Raw genomic sequence first — 16,556 nt, 5'->3', positions numbered from 1 at the left:
TAAGAATAGAAAGTTGAGATAAGCAAATGAAAATTGACGATTTAAAACAAAGTCAGCGTGTAGAGGATCGAAGAGGGCAATCCAACGGCTCTTTCGGCGGCTACTCTGGTGGTGGTAATTCAGGTTTGATTGGACTCCTCATGCAGCTCCTATTTTCTTCTGGAAAAGGACGCTTGATTATTATTGCAATCATTGCCATTACCCTCATTACCGGTGGCGGGAGTGGGATTGGTGATTTACTAGGAATGAGTAGTTCAAATCCAACCAGTCACCAAACTTCGCAAACACCTTCTACTGTTTCTGATGAAGAAGCTGTCTTCCTTAGCAAGGTCTTCCAGTCAACAGAGGAATTCTGGACCCAAGAATTTAAAAAAGAAGGACTCACCTACAATCCACCAACCTTGGTCATTTATGATGGCAAAACACAGACAGGAGGGTGTGGGGTTGGCTCTGCCCATGCCGGTCCCTTCTACTGTTCAGCAGACAATAAGGTCTACATTGATTTGACCTTCTACCACGAACTAGCCAATACCTATGGAGCCAAGGGAGATTTTGCCATGGCCTATGTCATTGCTCATGAAGTCGGCCACCACGTCCAAAATGAATTGGGAACCATGGATGCCTACCGCAAAAAACACCAAACCCTCTCTAAAAAAGAGGCCAATGCCTTAAACGTCCGCTTGGAGCTCCAAGCAGACTACTATGCTGGCGCCTGGGCCCATTATGTAGAAGGACAAGGGTTATTAGAAATTGGTGATATTGAAGAAGCCATGAATGCTGCCCATGCAGTTGGTGATGATACTCTCCAAGAAGCCGCAAATGGTACCAGTGTTCCAGAAAGCTTTACACATGGTACATCGGAACAACGCCAAAGATGGTTCCACCGTGGCTACCAATACGGAGATCTCAAGCATGGCGACACCTTCTCAGGAGATATTTAAAGAAGAGAAAAAGAATAGGATTTCCTATTCTTTTTTAGTTTATAACATCTCCGCTTTCAAATAAACATCGACCATCTTCTCTGTTGCAACAACTGAGTCGATATGGGTCCGTTCATATGAATGACTGGACTCAATCCCCGCTCCTAGAAGGGCATGACGAACATCTGCACCAGCCCGCATTGCCGCAGAAGCATCTGATCCATAATAAGGGTAAATATCTAATTTGTAAGGAATCTGGTTGGATTCAGCCAAGGCAACTAACTGCTGACGCAATTCATAATGATAAGGTCCGGAGCCATCCTTGACACAGATGGACACCGTGTATTCATCCGTCTGCTGGTCGTCTCCCATAGCTCCCATATCAACGGCTAGGTATTCAACCACCTCTGCAGGAATGCTGGAGTTGGCCCCATAGCCAATTTCTTCATTGTTAGAAAAATAGAAATGGGTTGTATAGGGCAGTTCAATCTTCTCTTCCTGATAGGTTTTTAAGAGGTTGAGCAAAATCGCAGCAGAAACCTTGTCGTCCAAGTGGCGGCTCTTGATAAAGCCAGCATCCGTTACAACGGTGCGGGGATCAAAGGAAATGAAATCTCCGACTTCAATGCCCAAGGTCCGCGTTTCCTCAGCTGAATTTACCTTTTCGTCCAAACGAATTTCCATATTGGTTTGATTGCGCTCTGCTGTGTTAGCGTCTCGATAGACGTGGACAGATGTTTGGTGCATAAGGATAGTGCCAGTGTAGGTTTTGCCATTTTTTGCCACATGGATCAAGCAGTTTTCACCCTCGATGGACGGGTAGCCAAAGCCACCAACCAAATCCATCTTGATACGACCAGATGGCTTAATCGCGCGAACGATCGCCCCCAACGTATCTAAATGGGCAGTGACCATGCGGTGCTGACTATCATCTGCTCCTTTTACCGACACCAAGACTCCACCCTTGGGTGTTTTGTGGGCTGCATAGCCAAAAGACTCGACTTCCGTTTTGATGTACTCCATGATTTGGCTGGTAAATCCCGTTGGAGACGGGGTATTGGTCAGTTTTACAATATAATCTAATGTGGTCATCGTCACAATTCTCTCCTTATGAAATATAAACTATTTTACCATATTTTAGGCCAGATTTTGCTATAATAGTTGTATGAAAACCTATGAAAAAATTTACCATATCCTATTAAAGGAGACGGAACCCATTAGTGGAGAGGAATTAGCAAGACGGTTGGACCTGTCTCGGACCTCTATCTGGAAGGCGATTCAAACCCTTGAAAAGAAAGGCTTGACCATTACTTCCAACCGCCATACAGGCTATCAACTCATTGATGGAGATCTCTTGCTCCCAAATGACATCAGCACTGCCATCGGCATCCCTGTTCACTACAATATGGATAGCGTCTCTACCCAACTAGATGCCAAGGTCGGTATGGACACCAATCACCCCAGCCCTGCCCTCTATTTAGCACCTAGCCAGACAGGAGCAAAAGGCCGCTACGGTCGTCCCTTTTTTGCGGCAGAACAGGGTGGAATTTACATGAGCCTACGTCTCTCACCCCATGTGCCATTTTCTAATTTCAAGCCCTATACTATCTTGGTTGCAGCAGCTATCGTGAAGACCATACAAGAAAAGACAGGAATCCCTGTCCAAATCAAATGGGTCAACGACATCTACTTAAATGGCAAAAAAGTTGCAGGTGTCTTAACAGAAGCCATTTCTTCTATGGAAGCCCATACCGTCACAGATGTCATTATCGGAGTGGGAATCAATTTCCATCTGGAATCTTTTCCAAAACACCTCCAAGGAAAAGCAGGGAATCTATTTGAAACACAGCCTAGTCTCAGCCGTCAAGAATTGATTGAAGCCATCTGGCAGACCTTCTTTGGGACATCTGATGAAGAATTGATGGCTGTTTACAAAGAAAACTCACTGGTCCTCGGTCAGGAAGTGAGTTTTGTCAGACAAGAACAAACCTATACGGGTATTGCCAAAAAGATTACAGATGCTGGCCACTTGGTCGTTGACTTAGAAGATGGCACCACAAAGGTCCTCTTCAGTGGCGAAATTAGCCTTTCTTCTTGGTAGCTGCTTCCATAATACGGATAAATAATGTAATTTTATAGGCAAAACGCAGATTGCGGGCTACGATCGCTCCGTACAAAAAAGCCCAAAAATACTGGCCTGCCATAAAGGATTCATTCATCCAAAAGGTTGCAAGACAGGTCATGGTCGCCAGTAATAAAAAATCAAAGAATCTCATAGCAATAGTATAGCAAAAAAACAGCCTTTTGGCTGTTTTTTAAGTAGGTTTAGTGTCTTAATCTTCTAAAATCGTTGCATCTTCAACTAAAAATTGAAAGGCTTCTGGAATCACATCTTCTTCCACTTCTTCCACGATTTCTTCTTTTTGTCCACGCGCCTTAGCTGAAAATTCAGCACGGATTTGTGTCCAATCTTCTTGGGCAATGGCTAAAATCTGTGGAGAAAAACCGGCTGCCTGGCTCAATATATTGCCAAACATGGTGTTGAGATTATCCCGTTTCATGGTTTGCTGGGCATTAAAACTGGATTCAAAGGCCAAAATCGCATGGTGCTCATTGGCCGCAACTGGCTGAGAACCAGATAGAAGAGCCTTGTCTGCACCCGCTAAACTTTCAATGACTTCACCCCAAGCATTTTGAAGACGGGTCAAGTTTTCCCGGGCTAAACTCGGATTTTCTATGGCTTCCTGCAAAATGAGGTGAACCTTATTAGTATCAACACGGTATTTCTTAGCCTGTCCTTGTGGTTTTTTAGCAGTGACAGGTGCCGATACTGGTTGTTGTTGGAGATGACTGACTTGGTTTTGTAGCTCTGCCACTTGTTGACGCAGTTGTTGCAATTCCGTTTCTAAATAAGCTGGAATCGGTCCGCTAGCACCAGTTGGCCTGTCTCCTAATTTTACCGTCATCATTTCCGCATAGATTTTCGGTTGTGGACTGGATTTGATTTGTTGCAAACCAGTTGTGACTTCTTCAATCATTGCAAAGAGGTGGTCTTTTGAAAAGGCCAAATTTTCCTCAAATACAGAACTGGTATGGGTATTTTCACCACCTGTTTGTACTAGAAGCAAATCTCGTAGGTAATAGAGCAAATCTGTCGCAAACCGGGTCATACTCTTGCCGTTGTCAAAGATGGTCTGCAGTTGGTGCAGTGCGGTAGCCCCATCCGATTGGCGAATCGCTGCAACATAATCATCCAAGGCCCGCAAGCTAATAGAGCCCGTGATTTCTTCGGCGATGTCGATGCTAATTTGCTGGTTGCGACTGAGGCTAATTGCCTGGTCTAGAATCGAGAGAGCATCCCGCATTCCCCCTTCTGCTCGTCTGGCAATCATCGAAAGAGCTTCTTCTTCAAACGCAATGCCTTCTTTGTCCAAAATCCCAACTAAATGACGCTGAATGTCTACGGTTTTGATGGCTTTGAATTCAAAGCGCTGAACCCGAGACAAAATCGTAGCTGGAATCTTGTGCAATTCGGTTGTCGCTAGAATAAAGACAACATGTTCTGTCGGCTCCTCTAGGGTCTTTAAAAGGGCGTTAAAGGCCCCCATGGACAGCATATGGACCTCATCGATGATGTAGACCTTGTACCTAGCCAAGCTCGGTGCATAAGTGGATTTGTCGCGAATATCACGAATTTCATCGACACCGTTGTTGGAGGCCGCATCAATTTCAATCACATCCTCAAGGCTACCCTCTGTGATAGACTGGCAAATCGCGCAATCATTACAAGGCTCACCATTCACTTGATTGGGGCAGTTCATGGCCTTGGCAAAAATCTTAGCTGCTGATGTTTTTCCTGTTCCACGCGGTCCAGAAAACAGATAGGCATGGCTAATTTTATTGGTCTCAATCGCCTGACGAAGCGTGGTTGCCACCACTTCTTGTCCCACCATTTCCGCAAAGGTTTGGCTACGGTATTTCCGATAAAGGGCTTGATACATTAGTCGTTCACTCCAAACATGGCAAAATTCCAATCCGTTTTTTCAATCAAGAGAGACACAAATTTCTCCAGATAGACCTGATCGAGGTCATCATAGTCCCCTTTTTGAGATGAATCCAAATCCAGAACACCCAACAAGTGACCATTTTTCACCATAGGAACCACAATTTCAGACATGGCAGCTGCATCGCAGGAAATATAATTGGCATGCTGGGTCACGTCGTCTACAATCACGGTTTCTTGTTTCTCTGCCGACTCGCCACAAACGCCTTTTCCAAGAGCGATATGGACGCAGGAAACACCACCCTGAAAAGGCCCTAAAATCAACTCTTTTCCATCATACAGGTAGAAACCTGTAAAGACTGAACGAGGAAGGGTCTGGTTTAGTAGGGCCGAGGCATTGGAAAGATTGGCCAAGGCATTGGTTTCACCTTCTAAAAGGGCCTCCAACTGTGCCAAGAGCAATTCGTATTGAGATTGTTTTTCTTCTTTTAACATGTTCTTATTATAGCACAATTTTTCGTAAAAAAAGAAAGGCAAGTAGCCTTTCTTTTCTATTTGCTTATTTCTCATCCTCACGCCAATAAGCTGGACGATTTTTTTCATAGATAGCAATCAACTCTTCGTATTGCAGGGTAATTCCAATGTCATCCAAGCCATTCAACAACTTGTGCTTCCATTCCTTATCAATCTCAAAAGAAAAGGTACCTACTGAAGAAATAATCTTTTGCCGGGGCAAATCAATGGTGATTTCCTCAACCGGTGACAACTGAGCTAGCTTTTTCCGAACCTCTTTTGGCTGAACGATAGGCAGCATGCCATTATTGAGCTCATTGTTGTAATGGATATCCCCAAAAGAGCCTGCAATTACCACCTTAAATCCATAGTCTGCCAAGGCCCAGGCAGCATGCTCACGAGAGGAACCCGCTCCAAAATTATCCCCTGTGACCAATATCGTTGCCTTGCGGTAATCTGGCTGATTAAAAATAAAGTCTGGATTTTCAGTGTAGAGATGATCCTGGTAACGCCATGCGTACATCAAGTACTTGCCAAAACCTTTTTTGTCAATGAGTTTTAAAAATTGTTTGGGCAAAATCTGATCGGTATCAATGTTGTCATTCATCAAGGGAACCGTCGTGCCTTTGTAGACTGTAAATTTTTCCATACGGGCCTCCTTAAAGTGTATCCATGAGCTCTCGAACATCTACAAATCGCCCATGCACCGCTGCGGCTGCAGCCATAGCTGGGCTACAAAGATGGGTCTTGGCCCCAAATCCTTGTCGGTCTTCAAAGTTCCGATTGCTAGTAGAGGCACAGTGAACACCATCTGGTACCTTGTCCTCATTCATCCCCAAACACATGGAGCAACCCGGATCTCGCCATTCAAAACCGGCTTCAAGAAAAATCTTGTCCAGCCCCAACTCTTCTGCCGCTCGTTTGACCGGACGAGACCCTGGCACCACAATCGCTGTTACCTGCTCTGCAATTTTTTTACCTTCGACAAAACGAGCCGCCAACTGCAAGTCACTGAGACGGGCATTGGTACAAGAACCAATAAAGACATAACCGATTTCGATATCGGCTGCGGTTTGTCCTGGCATCAAACCCATATATCCATAGGCCCGCTCGTCGTTCATATCATCGATTTCTGGAAAGGCTTGGCCATAAGCAACGCCCATTGACGGATTGGTTCCCCATGTGACCATGGGCGCCAAGTCCGAAACATCCAAGACAATTTCCTTGTCATAGACCGCATCCTCATCCGATACCAAGGTTTTCCAATCCGCTACTGCAGCTTCAAAATCATTGGGGCGACATGCTTTATTAGCCAAATAGTCAAAGGTCTTTTGATCCGGATTCATCATGCCAATCTTGGAACCAAACTCGATAGACATGTTGCAGATGGTCATGCGTTCTTCAATGGAAAGGGCATCAACAGCCTCCCCACGAAATTCTGCCGCATAACCGACACCAAGAGCTACACCATACTGGGCAATCAAGGCTAAAATATAATCCTTAGCAAAGACGCCTTTTTGCGGCTGACCAACAAAGCGGATTAAGAGTTTCTTAGGCTTGACCTGCCAAATGGTCTGGGTCGCAAAGACATGTTCCACTTCTGAAGTTCCAATCCCAAAGCCAATCGCCCCAAAAGCCCCATGGGTAGCTGTGTGGCTATCTCCGCAGACAATCAACTTGCCCGGCTGGGTCCGCCCGGTCTCTGGTCCCACCATATGAACGATTCCTTGGTTTTCTGAACCGTGAGCTGCATGGTCAATCCCAAATTCAACAACATTGTCCGCTAATTTGTCCATCTGGGCCTTTGAAATCACATCTCGAATATCATAAATATTAACCGTCGGTACATTGTGGTCAAAAGTCCCGAAGGTTAAGTCTGGTCTTCTTACTTTTCGGCCGGCTTCTCTCAAGCCTTCAAACGCTTGGGGACTGGTTACTTCATGGATATAGTGTTGGTCCACATAGAGCAATTGTGGCTGACCCTCTGTCCCTGTAATCACATGGCGCTGCCAAATTTTGTCAAAAATTGATTGTCCGCTCATCCAAACTCCTTCCATATCCAGTATAAGAGCACCACATTTAGGATACTAAACAACCACCAAGCTACTTGAAAATACCATTTTTTTGTTTTATGATGGAAAAATTGGCCACCACATAAGGCTCCTACTCCTCCAAAAACGGTTAGAAGTAGTAGTGTTTTCTCTGAAATCCGGTAATAGCCTTTGCGGGCCTTCCCCTTGTCTAATCCATAGATAAAAAAAACGATTCCATTATAGGCCACCCATAGTAGACTGGCAGTTTGTACGATTGTCATATGTATTGTGCGATAGCTTCTGTCATCTGACTGGTCGAAGCTTCTCCTCCTAAATCTTTAGTGCGAATACCGTCTTGCAATGCTTTTTCGACAGCTTCTTCAATCATCTTAGCCCCATCTTCTTGGGCAAAAGACTCTCGTAGCATCATGGCAATGGATAGAACCATACTAATCGGATTGGCAATGCCTTTTCCAGCAATATCTGGAGCAGACCCATGAATTGGTTCGTATAGGCTTGCCCCAGTTAGGGAGTGTGAGGCAGATGGCATGACCCCTAAACTGCCTGGTAAGACACTGGCTTCATCGGACAAGATATCTCCAAATAGATTTTCCGTTACCAAGATATCAAATTCTCTTGGATGAGTAATCAGTCGCATGGCCGCACTATCGACCAATTGATGTTCCAAGGTAACATCTGGAAAATCCAAGGCTACCTCTTCTGCAACCTGACGCCACAGTTTTGAAGTGGCCAAGACATTTTGTTTGTCAATACTGGTCACTTTTTTTCGTCTATGACGAGCCAATTCAAAGGATTTTTCAATAATGCGACGGATTTCTTCTCGTTCGTAACGATTGATATCTCTTGCCCAGTCCGAAGCCAGTTGGTGCTCTCCGAAGTAAATGCCTCCTGTCAATTCTCTCACAAGAACAAAATCAACTCCAGTGATATGCTCTTCTTTTAAAGGCGAAAGATCAGCCAAAGCAGGAAAAAGTTTCACTGGGCGAATATTGGCATAAAGGCCCAATTCCTTGCGCAAAGCGAGCAAACCTTCTTCTGGGCGAATCTTAGCTTGGTCATACTGGGGACCGCCAATGGCGGCCAGAAGGATGGCATCGGCTTCTTTGGCAGCGGTTAGCGTTTCACTTGGTAAGGGATAACCACAAGCATCAATCCCTGCTCCGCCAAAGGCTTTTCTATCCAACTCATAAGAAAAACCAATTGTTGACGAAACTTTCTTCAGGATGCTCAAACCCGCTTCCATGATTTCAGGTCCGATGCCATCTCCTGCTAAAACAAGTATCTTATGCGTCATGCTCACTCCTTTTATACTTTGCGTTCATTTTCTTTTTGGACCATAATATTGGCATTGATATAGGCAATGGCGGCCGCTTTTAAGACGTCAAAATCAATCCCACTGGCATTGAAAATCGTATCGGTCTCCGTGTTCTCAATGGTGACATTCACAACAGCCTGGGCATCAATCCCTTCGGTTACAGCATCTATATTAAAGGTGTCTAGACGAACAGACTGCTTGAAGAATGTATCAATCGCATTGAAAATGGCCTCTACTGAGCCTTTCCCATCAGCTATTAAATCAATGCTTTCCCCCTCTTGATTGGACATGGCAACTGTTGCCGTAATGCTATCATCTTCATGAGTTACCAACTTCAAATCTGCAAAATGGAAGCCCTCGACATTTTCGATGGTCACACCCGCTACCAAGGCACGGATATCCGCATCTGTAATTTTCTGCTTCTTATCTGCCAAATCCTTAAATTTTGCAAACAAGGTATCCACTTCACTGACTTCAAAATTCAATTCCAATTCTTTTAATTTTTCAACAAAGGCATGGCGGCCAGACAACTTTCCAAGTGGCAGGGAGTTAGAAGCCACACCCACCAATTCAGGGGTGATGATTTCGTAGGTTAATGGATTTTTCAAGACCCCATCTTGGTGGATACCCGATTCGTGGGAAAAGGCATTGCCTCCTACAATGGCCTTGTTTTTTGGAATGGACAAGCCTGAAAAACGAGACACCAATTCCGAAGTATTCACAGTTTCCTTTAAGACAATTGGACTGTCTACTTCATAAAATTCATCTCGAATCGACAAGGCAACCGCTACTTCCTCAAGGGCTGCATTACCAGCCCGCTCACCAATTCCATTGATGGTGCCTTCGACACGCCCTGCACCATGTTTAATGGCTGCAAGAGTATTGGCCACCGCCATCCCCAAGTCATTGTGGCAGTGTGGACTAAAGCGAATTTCCCGATCAGATTTCACGCCTTCAATCAAGTAGGAAAAAATATGTCCGTATTCTTGCGGCGTTGTAAATCCGACAGTATCCGGAATATTGATGTAGGTCGCCCCTGCATCCACTGCTGTCTGAACAACCTCTAAAAGAAAGTCCAATTCTGTCCGAGTCGCATCTTCAGGAGAAAATTCTACAATCTCAAATTTTGACCGTGCATAAGAAACATATTCACGAATGGCCTCCAAAATCTCTTCTTTAGACTTATTCAACTTAAACTCACGGTGAATCGGGCTAGTCGCAATAAAAACATGAATTTGAGGAAATTGAGCCTCTTTCAAGGCCTCATAGCAGGCATCAATGTCCGACTTAACTAGCCGGGCCAAGCCCGTTACCGCCGGTTTCTTAACAGCCTGTGAAATGGCCTGAACAGCCGCAAAGGAATCTGGACTTGCCGCAGGAAAACCTGCTTCAATGGCGGATATTCCCCATTTTTCCAATTGTTTGGCGATGGCAATCTTTTCCTTAATCGAAAAATGAATGCCTGGAGTTTGTTCCCCATCTCGTAAACTGGTATCTAAAAATTCAACTGTTCGCATGACTTCTCCCTCATTCCTAAAAAATAAAACACCTCGTTAACCAGCGAGATGTTTCTTTCCCGCTTGGTAAGCCAAACAGGACTAATGCTTGGGCATTAGTCCTCCTGTCGCAACAATAAGATGATGTGAACCGTCTTGGTCATTTGGCTGTTCTCCTTGAGATAGAATGGTATTAGTTTATCCTATTTCTAGATAATTGTCAAGAATTTTCTTTATTGTTTTAATTGTCTGATAATTATTTGTCTAAAAAATAGGCTCTCGCCTATTTCTCTTAACTTCGTGCTCGTAAGATACTGTCCACCTTGGTATTGATCAAGTCGATCGCCACGACATTAGACACCCCTTCAGGAATCACAATATCTGCATAGCGTTTCGTAGGCTCGATAAATTGGTGGTACATGGGTTTGACAACAGTCGTATATTGCTCGATAATACTATCCAAGCTCCGTCCCCGCTCTTCCATGTCCCGTTTGATGCGACGGATAATCCGAATATCGTCATCGGTATCGACAAAGAGTTTAATATCCATCAAATCCCGCAATCGCTTGTCCTCTAGGACCAATATTCCTTCGACGATAAAGACATCTTGAGGCTCTTGACGGTAGGTTTTATCACTGCGCGTATGCTGCGTGTAATCATAAATCGGAATCTCAACTGCCCGACCGGCAACAAGCTCTGACAAATGGTAAATCATCAAATCCGTATCAAAGGCTAGAGGGTGATCATAATTGGTCAAAATCCGCTCTTCAAAAGTCAAGTGAGACTGATTCTTATAATAAGAATCATGCTCAATCATGGAAATACGGGCATCAGGAAAACTATCTAAGATGGCACGCGATACACTCGTTTTACCACCACCTGATCCACCAGTAACGCCAATAATAATCGGTTTCTTCGTCATAACATCTCCTCGTTTTTACTTTTTTTATTTTAACATGAATCATGGTATAATGGAAGAAATATAATTTCACTGTTTTAGCAAAACAAAACGCAAAGGAAACACCATGTACAAACACTTCCCAGCCCAGTGGCAACAACTGATACAAGAATTGGATTTTTCAGAACCAACTCCTATTCAATCGCAAACCTTTGATCCTATCCAAGAAGGACAATCCCTTTTGGCAATTAGTCCAACAGGAACAGGAAAAACACTAGCCTATCTATGGCCAAGTCTGCTTCGCTTACAACTAAAAAAAGCACAACAACTACTGATTCTTGCTCCTAACACAGAACTGGCTGGACAAATTTTTGACGTTTGCAAAACTTGGGCAGAACCATTAGAGCTAACTGCGCAACTCTTTCTCTCTGGTTCCAGTCAAAAACGCCAAATTGAACGCCTCAAAAAAGGACCTGAAATCCTTATTGGCACGCCTGGCCGTATCTTTGAACTCATTAAATTAAAAAAAATCAAGATGATGAATGTCAACAGCATTGTCTTGGATGAATTCGATGAATTGTTCAGTGATTCCCAATACCACTTTGTGGATAAAATCTTACACTATGCGCCACGTGACCACCAACTGGTATATATGAGCGCAACCAACAAGTTTGATGCTGCAAAAATCCCTACGGATGTTCAAACCATCGATTTAAGCCAACAAAGGCTGGACAATATTCAGCACTTTTACATGATGGTGGACAAACGCAATAAGATTGATTTGTTGCGAAAATTCTCCAATATCCCTGATTTCAGAGCCCTTTCCTTTTTCAACAGTTTATCTGACTTGGGAGCTGCAGAAGATAAGTTGACCTTCCACCATGCAAACGTTGTATCCCTTGCTTCTGATGTCAATGTCAAATTCCGAAAAGTGATTCTGGAACGTTTCAAAAATCAAGAAATCGCCTTGCTCCTTGCAACAGACCTGGTCGCACGTGGGATTGATATTGAAGACTTGGAATGCGTCTTAAACGTGGACCTGCCTCGCGATAAAGAAGCTTATACGCACCGAGCTGGACGAACAGGACGAATGGGCAAAGATGGAGTCGTCATCACCCTGATCTCTCACCCCAATGATTTAAAAACTCTTAAGAAATACGCTTCTGTCAGCGAACTTGTCTTGAAAAACCAAGAATTTTATAAAGTATAAAAGGATTGAAACCTTGTTTCAATCCTTTTTGCTTATTGGGCAGGTTCATTCCGGTTACGATCGTAATAAACATGTTGGGGATTCAATTCATCCCCCAAAAGGTCTGTAATCGTTCCAAATGTATAACCTTGTGACACTAAAAATTCCATCACTGCCGGCAAGGCGTCTGCCGTTGGTTGGTGAATATCGTGCATCAAAATAATGCTACCTGGGTAGGTCGATGATTGGACAATGTTCAAAATAGCTTGTGGATTTCGACTTTGCCAATCCAAGGTATCAACTGACCAGTGAATGGCCGGTAGCCCCATCGTGTTCATAACAGTTTGGTTAAAAGCACCATATGGTGGGCGATTAGTGACAGGCGTCTGTCCAGTAGCCTGTTTAATCACATCTTGAGTCTGGTTTACTTCTTGCTGAATTTGCTCTGGCGACAGCGTTGTCAAATCTGGATGGCTCCATGTATAGTTTGCCAACTCATGACCTTCTGCCACCATCCGTTTTAAGATTTCTTCATTTCCTGGTACATTTTGTCCTAGAATAAAGAAAGTCGCTTTGGCATCATATTTTTTCAGGGTATCTAGAATTTGGAGAGTCGTTGCTGGATTTGGACCGTCATCAAATGTGAGGGCAATCATTTTCTCCTTGGCTTTTTTCTCCTTGTATTCTTCGTAAGCCTTGGCATCTGTTTCAGATAAATACTTGCCATTGATAACATCGTACAGTCCCTCAACAGGTACTGCTAAATTGGCAAGACCAAATGTCTCCTCAGTAAGTTCAAACTGAATCTGACTATTGGCATAGGTAAAGGCCAGAGTAGCTACGTCCACTTGTCCAAAAGCAGCTTCAATCTCTGCCAAACGGACTGGATCCGTTGCTTTTGCTTCCAATTCTGTCTTTAATTGCTGGCTTAAAATCGCCTTGGTTTTCTCGGCGTTTTTAAAGAGACTATGAAAGTCAAAAGGCTGATTTTCCTCCGTTAGTAAGAAAGAAGCAAGCTCCCCCTTACTCTTTTGGTCAATAGACAGTAAGTCAACTTGGTAGACTTCTTTTTTTATGGTTGTTTGGCGTACTGTGCTATATGGAGTTTCCGAATCCGTAGCTGTGATAAAAAAGACTTCTTTTATCTTGCCACTTGGAGATGCGGTTCCGACTTCTGCTTTGATAACTTCTTGAATAGCTTCTTCAACAAGCGCAATCTTTTCCCCTTTTTCATCTGTTGGAAAATGCACCACAATATGGGTATCTCCAATATTCCCTTCTTGAAGGGCAAAAAAGGTATCGGGAGCTAATTCTGTTTGTTTTGTGGCCAAAAAGTCAGATAAGCGACGGTCTTGCCAAGTTGTAAATAAAAAATAGCTGGCTACCACAATCAGGGCAACCAATACAAGATTCAATATAATCAACAGATTCTTTTTCACAGTCATTCTCTCTTCTAAATATCGTTACATCTATGCTAATCTATTTCATACAATCTGTCAATCAAATCTAGTAAAATCACTAAAAAAAGAGGAAAACTCCTCTTTTCATGTTCTTAGTCTGCGCGAATCACTTCGACACGGTACCCATCTGGATCTGTGACAAAGTAGTAATGTCCTGGATTTCCTGGTAAACCAGATAAATCTGTCGTTTTGTAACCTAAAGCCTTGTGTTTTGCATTGTCTCCTTCTAAATCAGAAGAGGAAAGGGCTAAGTGAGAAAAACCATCTCCCACTACATATGGACCATGATCATAGTTGTAGGTCAATTCAATCTCAAATTCGTCCCCTGGCAAAGCCATATAAACCAAGGTAAACTTGTGTTCAGGATAATCCTTGCGACGGGTTACTTTAAAACCAAATGCTTCTTCATAAAAACGTTGAGAAGCTTCCAAATTTTCAACACGTAAACAAGCGTGTAACATTTTGATACTAGCCATGATACTCTCCTTTATATATGCTAAATACTTGTTTCATTATAACATAGACCTGATAAAATTGCTATTCATCAATTTCAGTCTAGACCATTGATCAATAAAAAAGCGATTGATGACTCAATCGCTCATTTTAATTATTCACCACCAAGGTAGTACTCAGCAGTAACATTTAATTTTTCGTCAAATTCAAAGACAAGTGGTGGGAAGTTTGGAATTTCAACATCCATAATCTCGTCATCTGACAAACCTTTAATGTGTTTTACAAGGGCACGAATAGAGTTACCATGAGCACCTACAAAGACATTTTTTCCTGATTTAAGAGCTGGAGCAATCTTATCTTCCCAATATGGAAGAGCACGCTCAAGCGTTACTTTCAAGTTTTCTGCATCTGGAATAACAGCACCGTCAAGCAAAGCATAGCGACGATCCGTATGAGCTGAGTGCTCATCATCTTTAGCCATATCTGGAGGCAATACATCGTATGAACGACGCCAGATGTGTACTTGCTCATCACCAAATTGTTCAGCTGCTTCAGCCTTGTTTTTACCAGTGAGGCCACCGTAGTGACGCTCGTTCAAACGCCAAGATTTTTCAACTGGTACCCACAATTGGTCAGCTGATTCAAGCGCCAAGTTAGTTGTTTTAATCGCACGTTTCAAAACAGAAGTGAAGGCCAAGTCAAACTCGATACCTGCTTCTTTAATCAATTTACCTGCATCGATTGCTTGTTGTGTTCCTTTTTCAGACAAATCAACGTCTGCCCAACCTGTAAAGAGGTTAGCCTTGTTCCATTCTGACTCACCGTGGCGAGCAAAAACTAATTTTACCATTTATGATTCTCCTTTTATTTTTGACAATGTCAAATGGTTTACATTTCTATTTTACAAAAATATTCCTAAAAAAGCTAGCCCTTCCATATTCTGTGTGCGTTTTCATTCTCGTATTTGGTCAAAATACACCTACAGACCGATACTATTTTTTTGTTTTTCCTGTAAAAATGGTATAATGGTAAGGTTGAATTACAGACAAAAAACAGAAGGGATATTGGTGATGAAAAGAGTCGCAATTGTTTCTGCCTATCGTTCTGCTATTGGTAGTTTCGGTGGTCGTTTAAAGGATATTTCGATAGCAGACCTAGGTGCGCAAGTCCTATCGGCCTCTCTCAGTAAAACCGCTATCTCCCCCTCATTGGTGGAAGAAGTCATCGTTGGGAATGTATTAGGCGCTGGACACGGTCAAAATATTGCACGGCAAATTGCACTGAAAGCCGGCCTGCCTAATACCACTTCTGCTTTTGTGGTTAATAAGGTGTGTGGCTCAGGATTAAAAGCGGTGCAATTAGCTGCTCAAGCGATTCTGTTAGGAGAACAAGAGATTATTGCAGCTGGTGGTATTGAAATCATGAGTCAAGCTCCCTATCTCTCAAAAGACAGTCGTTTTGGTAACAAATTAGGCACTATTTCCATGGAAGATAGCATCCTAAGAGATGGTTTAACAGATGCTTTTAGTCAAGAGCATATGGGAATAACCGCTGAGAATGTCGCTGCAAAATACCAGATTTCCCGTTCCCAACAAGATGCATTTGCCCTTGAAAGCCAAGAAAAAGCGCTCGCTGCAGTGGCAACAGGAAGATTTCAGGAAGAAATTGTCCCAGTCCTCACCAAGAATGGCCGTAAAGAACTTCTTTTTGACACAGATGAGTACCCTCGCCAAACAGATCTAGAAACGTTAGGCAACCTACGTCCCGCCTTTCAAAAAGATGGAACCGTGACAGCTGGAAACGCTTCTGGTATTAACGATGGTTGTGCTTTTATCATCCTCATGTCAGAAGAAAAAGCTAGGGAATTAAACCTTACTCCGCTTGCCTACATTGAAGCAATGGCCACTAGTGGATTAGATCCGAATTATATGGGACTTGGCCCTATTGCAGCTAGTCAAAAGGCGCTTTCAAAAATAGGAGCAACTATCTCAGACATTGACCTCTTTGAAATCAATGAAGCCTTTGCTGCCCAAGCCATACCTGTACTGGCAGAGTTAGGTATTGATACAGAAAAAGTCAATGTTAACGGAGGAGCAATTGCCCTCGGACACCCTATTGGAGCCAGCGGTACACGGATTCTTGTAACTCTGGTCCATGAATTAACAAAAAGAAATGCTCAACTGGGACTCTGCTCCCTCTGTATCGGAGGAGGACAAGGCATCAGCATGATCATTTCCAATGCACAAAAAGGATAA

General features: G+C 43.3%; 17 protein-coding genes. 4 read left to right on the top strand and 13 right to left on the bottom strand.

Annotation, left to right across the window (positions count from 1 at the left end; translation table 11 throughout):
• The first annotated feature begins 26 nt into the window (after positions 1–26).
• Positions 27–941: a KPN_02809 family neutral zinc metallopeptidase gene (ypfJ, locus tag ACVR1I_RS02305; protein ID WP_447442434.1), complete on the top strand. Its 915-nt coding sequence runs from the start codon at positions 27–29 to the stop codon at positions 939–941.
• Between the two features lie 39 nt (positions 942–980).
• On the opposite strand, the gene ACVR1I_RS02300 is transcribed toward ypfJ, so the two are convergent.
• Positions 981–2,012, bottom strand: a complete 1,032-nt coding sequence (locus ACVR1I_RS02300; protein ID WP_447442433.1) for a M42 family metallopeptidase — start codon at positions 2,010–2,012, stop codon at positions 981–983.
• Between the two features lie 73 nt (positions 2,013–2,085).
• Between ACVR1I_RS02300 and birA the strand changes: the two genes are divergently transcribed.
• Complete coding sequence (birA, locus tag ACVR1I_RS02295) at positions 2,086–3,021, top strand: bifunctional biotin--[acetyl-CoA-carboxylase] ligase/biotin operon repressor BirA (protein WP_447442432.1); 936 nt, start codon at positions 2,086–2,088, stop codon at positions 3,019–3,021.
• On the opposite strand, the gene ACVR1I_RS02290 is transcribed toward birA, so the two are convergent.
• The 9 genes from ACVR1I_RS02290 to udk form a co-directional block, all read right to left on the bottom strand.
• Positions 3,002–3,196: a DUF3272 family protein gene (locus ACVR1I_RS02290; RefSeq protein WP_447442431.1), complete on the bottom strand. Its 195-nt coding sequence runs from the start codon at positions 3,194–3,196 to the stop codon at positions 3,002–3,004. The two genes, birA and ACVR1I_RS02290, sit on opposite strands and share 20 nt — an antisense overlap.
• Positions 3,197–3,253: 57 nt before the next feature.
• Positions 3,254–4,921 (bottom strand): DNA polymerase III subunit gamma/tau, encoded by a 1,668-nt coding sequence (dnaX, locus tag ACVR1I_RS02285; RefSeq protein ID WP_447442430.1) that lies wholly within the window; start codon positions 4,919–4,921, stop codon positions 3,254–3,256.
• Positions 4,921–5,418 (bottom strand): free L-methionine (R)-S-oxide reductase MsrC, encoded by a 498-nt coding sequence (msrC, locus tag ACVR1I_RS02280; protein ID WP_447442429.1) that lies wholly within the window; start codon positions 5,416–5,418, stop codon positions 4,921–4,923. Before msrC ends, dnaX begins: the two co-directional genes overlap by 1 nt.
• 64 nt (positions 5,419–5,482) lie before the next feature.
• The gene (gene leuD, locus ACVR1I_RS02275; protein WP_447442428.1) at positions 5,483–6,085 is read right to left on the bottom strand and encodes a 3-isopropylmalate dehydratase small subunit; all 603 of its coding nucleotides are present in this window, start codon (positions 6,083–6,085) and stop codon (positions 5,483–5,485) included.
• 10 nt (positions 6,086–6,095) lie between these two features.
• A complete protein-coding gene (gene leuC, locus ACVR1I_RS02270) occupies positions 6,096–7,478 on the bottom strand; it encodes a 3-isopropylmalate dehydratase large subunit (RefSeq protein WP_447442427.1) in 1,383 nt (460 codons plus the stop codon).
• The gene (locus ACVR1I_RS02265; RefSeq protein WP_447442426.1) at positions 7,475–7,750 is read right to left on the bottom strand and encodes a DUF1294 domain-containing protein; all 276 of its coding nucleotides are present in this window, start codon (positions 7,748–7,750) and stop codon (positions 7,475–7,477) included. The genes leuC and ACVR1I_RS02265 overlap by 4 nt, the downstream gene beginning before the upstream one ends.
• Positions 7,747–8,784, bottom strand: coding sequence for a 3-isopropylmalate dehydrogenase (gene leuB / locus ACVR1I_RS02260; RefSeq protein WP_447442425.1), 1,038 nt, complete (start codon positions 8,782–8,784; stop codon positions 7,747–7,749). Before leuB ends, ACVR1I_RS02265 begins: the two co-directional genes overlap by 4 nt.
• A gap of 11 nt (positions 8,785–8,795) precedes the next feature.
• The gene (locus ACVR1I_RS02255; RefSeq protein ID WP_447442424.1) at positions 8,796–10,322 is read right to left on the bottom strand and encodes a 2-isopropylmalate synthase; all 1,527 of its coding nucleotides are present in this window, start codon (positions 10,320–10,322) and stop codon (positions 8,796–8,798) included.
• 271 nt (positions 10,323–10,593) lie between these two features.
• Positions 10,594–11,223, bottom strand: coding sequence for a uridine kinase (udk, locus tag ACVR1I_RS02250; RefSeq protein ID WP_447442423.1), 630 nt, complete (start codon positions 11,221–11,223; stop codon positions 10,594–10,596).
• 103 nt (positions 11,224–11,326) lie between these two features.
• Here udk and ACVR1I_RS02245 point away from each other — a divergent pair, with 103 nt between their 5' ends.
• Positions 11,327–12,409: a DEAD/DEAH box helicase gene (locus tag ACVR1I_RS02245; RefSeq protein WP_447442422.1), complete on the top strand. Its 1,083-nt coding sequence runs from the start codon at positions 11,327–11,329 to the stop codon at positions 12,407–12,409.
• Positions 12,410–12,441: 32 nt separating this feature from the next.
• On the opposite strand, the gene ACVR1I_RS02240 is transcribed toward ACVR1I_RS02245, so the two are convergent.
• The 3 genes from ACVR1I_RS02240 to ACVR1I_RS02230 form a co-directional block, all read right to left on the bottom strand.
• Complete coding sequence (locus ACVR1I_RS02240; RefSeq protein WP_447442421.1) at positions 12,442–13,833, bottom strand: polysaccharide deacetylase family protein; 1,392 nt, start codon at positions 13,831–13,833, stop codon at positions 12,442–12,444.
• A 107-nt stretch (positions 13,834–13,940) separates the two neighbouring features.
• Positions 13,941–14,324 carry a lactoylglutathione lyase gene (gene gloA / locus ACVR1I_RS02235; RefSeq protein WP_447442420.1) on the bottom strand — a complete coding sequence of 128 codons (384 nt, stop codon included), beginning with the start codon at positions 14,322–14,324 and terminating at the stop codon, positions 13,941–13,943.
• Between the two features lie 131 nt (positions 14,325–14,455).
• A complete protein-coding gene (locus ACVR1I_RS02230; RefSeq protein ID WP_447442419.1) occupies positions 14,456–15,151 on the bottom strand; it encodes a phosphoglycerate mutase in 696 nt (231 codons plus the stop codon).
• 220 nt (positions 15,152–15,371) lie between these two features.
• Between ACVR1I_RS02230 and ACVR1I_RS02225 the strand changes: the two genes are divergently transcribed.
• Complete coding sequence (locus ACVR1I_RS02225; RefSeq protein WP_447442418.1) at positions 15,372–16,556, top strand: acetyl-CoA C-acetyltransferase; 1,185 nt, start codon at positions 15,372–15,374, stop codon at positions 16,554–16,556.

Source organism: Streptococcus cameli (assembly GCF_053207365.1).
Note: the sequence above shows the minus strand (reverse complement) of the source record. Positions and strands in the feature narration are given on the sequence as shown.

Excerpts from the sequence above, each read along its gene's own strand:
- ypfJ (WP_447442434.1), top strand. The coding sequence starts at position 27 with ATGAAAATTGACGATTTAAAACAAAGTCAGCGTGTAGAGGATCGAAGA.
- ACVR1I_RS02300 (WP_447442433.1), bottom strand. The coding sequence starts at position 2,012 with ATGACCACATTAGATTATATTGTAAAACTGACCAATACCCCGTCTCCA.
- birA (WP_447442432.1), top strand. The coding sequence starts at position 2,086 with ATGAAAACCTATGAAAAAATTTACCATATCCTATTAAAGGAGACGGAA.
- ACVR1I_RS02290 (WP_447442431.1), bottom strand. The coding sequence starts at position 3,196 with ATGAGATTCTTTGATTTTTTATTACTGGCGACCATGACCTGTCTTGCA.
- dnaX (WP_447442430.1), bottom strand. The coding sequence starts at position 4,921 with ATGTATCAAGCCCTTTATCGGAAATACCGTAGCCAAACCTTTGCGGAA.
- msrC (WP_447442429.1), bottom strand. The coding sequence starts at position 5,418 with ATGTTAAAAGAAGAAAAACAATCTCAATACGAATTGCTCTTGGCACAG.
- leuD (WP_447442428.1), bottom strand. The coding sequence starts at position 6,085 with ATGGAAAAATTTACAGTCTACAAAGGCACGACGGTTCCCTTGATGAAT.
- leuC (WP_447442427.1), bottom strand. The coding sequence starts at position 7,478 with ATGAGCGGACAATCAATTTTTGACAAAATTTGGCAGCGCCATGTGATT.
- ACVR1I_RS02265 (WP_447442426.1), bottom strand. The coding sequence starts at position 7,750 with ATGACAATCGTACAAACTGCCAGTCTACTATGGGTGGCCTATAATGGA.
- leuB (WP_447442425.1), bottom strand. The coding sequence starts at position 8,784 with ATGACGCATAAGATACTTGTTTTAGCAGGAGATGGCATCGGACCTGAA.
- ACVR1I_RS02255 (WP_447442424.1), bottom strand. The coding sequence starts at position 10,322 with ATGCGAACAGTTGAATTTTTAGATACCAGTTTACGAGATGGGGAACAA.
- udk (WP_447442423.1), bottom strand. The coding sequence starts at position 11,223 with ATGACGAAGAAACCGATTATTATTGGCGTTACTGGTGGATCAGGTGGT.
- ACVR1I_RS02245 (WP_447442422.1), top strand. The coding sequence starts at position 11,327 with ATGTACAAACACTTCCCAGCCCAGTGGCAACAACTGATACAAGAATTG.
- ACVR1I_RS02240 (WP_447442421.1), bottom strand. The coding sequence starts at position 13,833 with ATGACTGTGAAAAAGAATCTGTTGATTATATTGAATCTTGTATTGGTT.
- gloA (WP_447442420.1), bottom strand. The coding sequence starts at position 14,324 with ATGGCTAGTATCAAAATGTTACACGCTTGTTTACGTGTTGAAAATTTG.
- ACVR1I_RS02230 (WP_447442419.1), bottom strand. The coding sequence starts at position 15,151 with ATGGTAAAATTAGTTTTTGCTCGCCACGGTGAGTCAGAATGGAACAAG.
- ACVR1I_RS02225 (WP_447442418.1), top strand. The coding sequence starts at position 15,372 with ATGAAAAGAGTCGCAATTGTTTCTGCCTATCGTTCTGCTATTGGTAGT.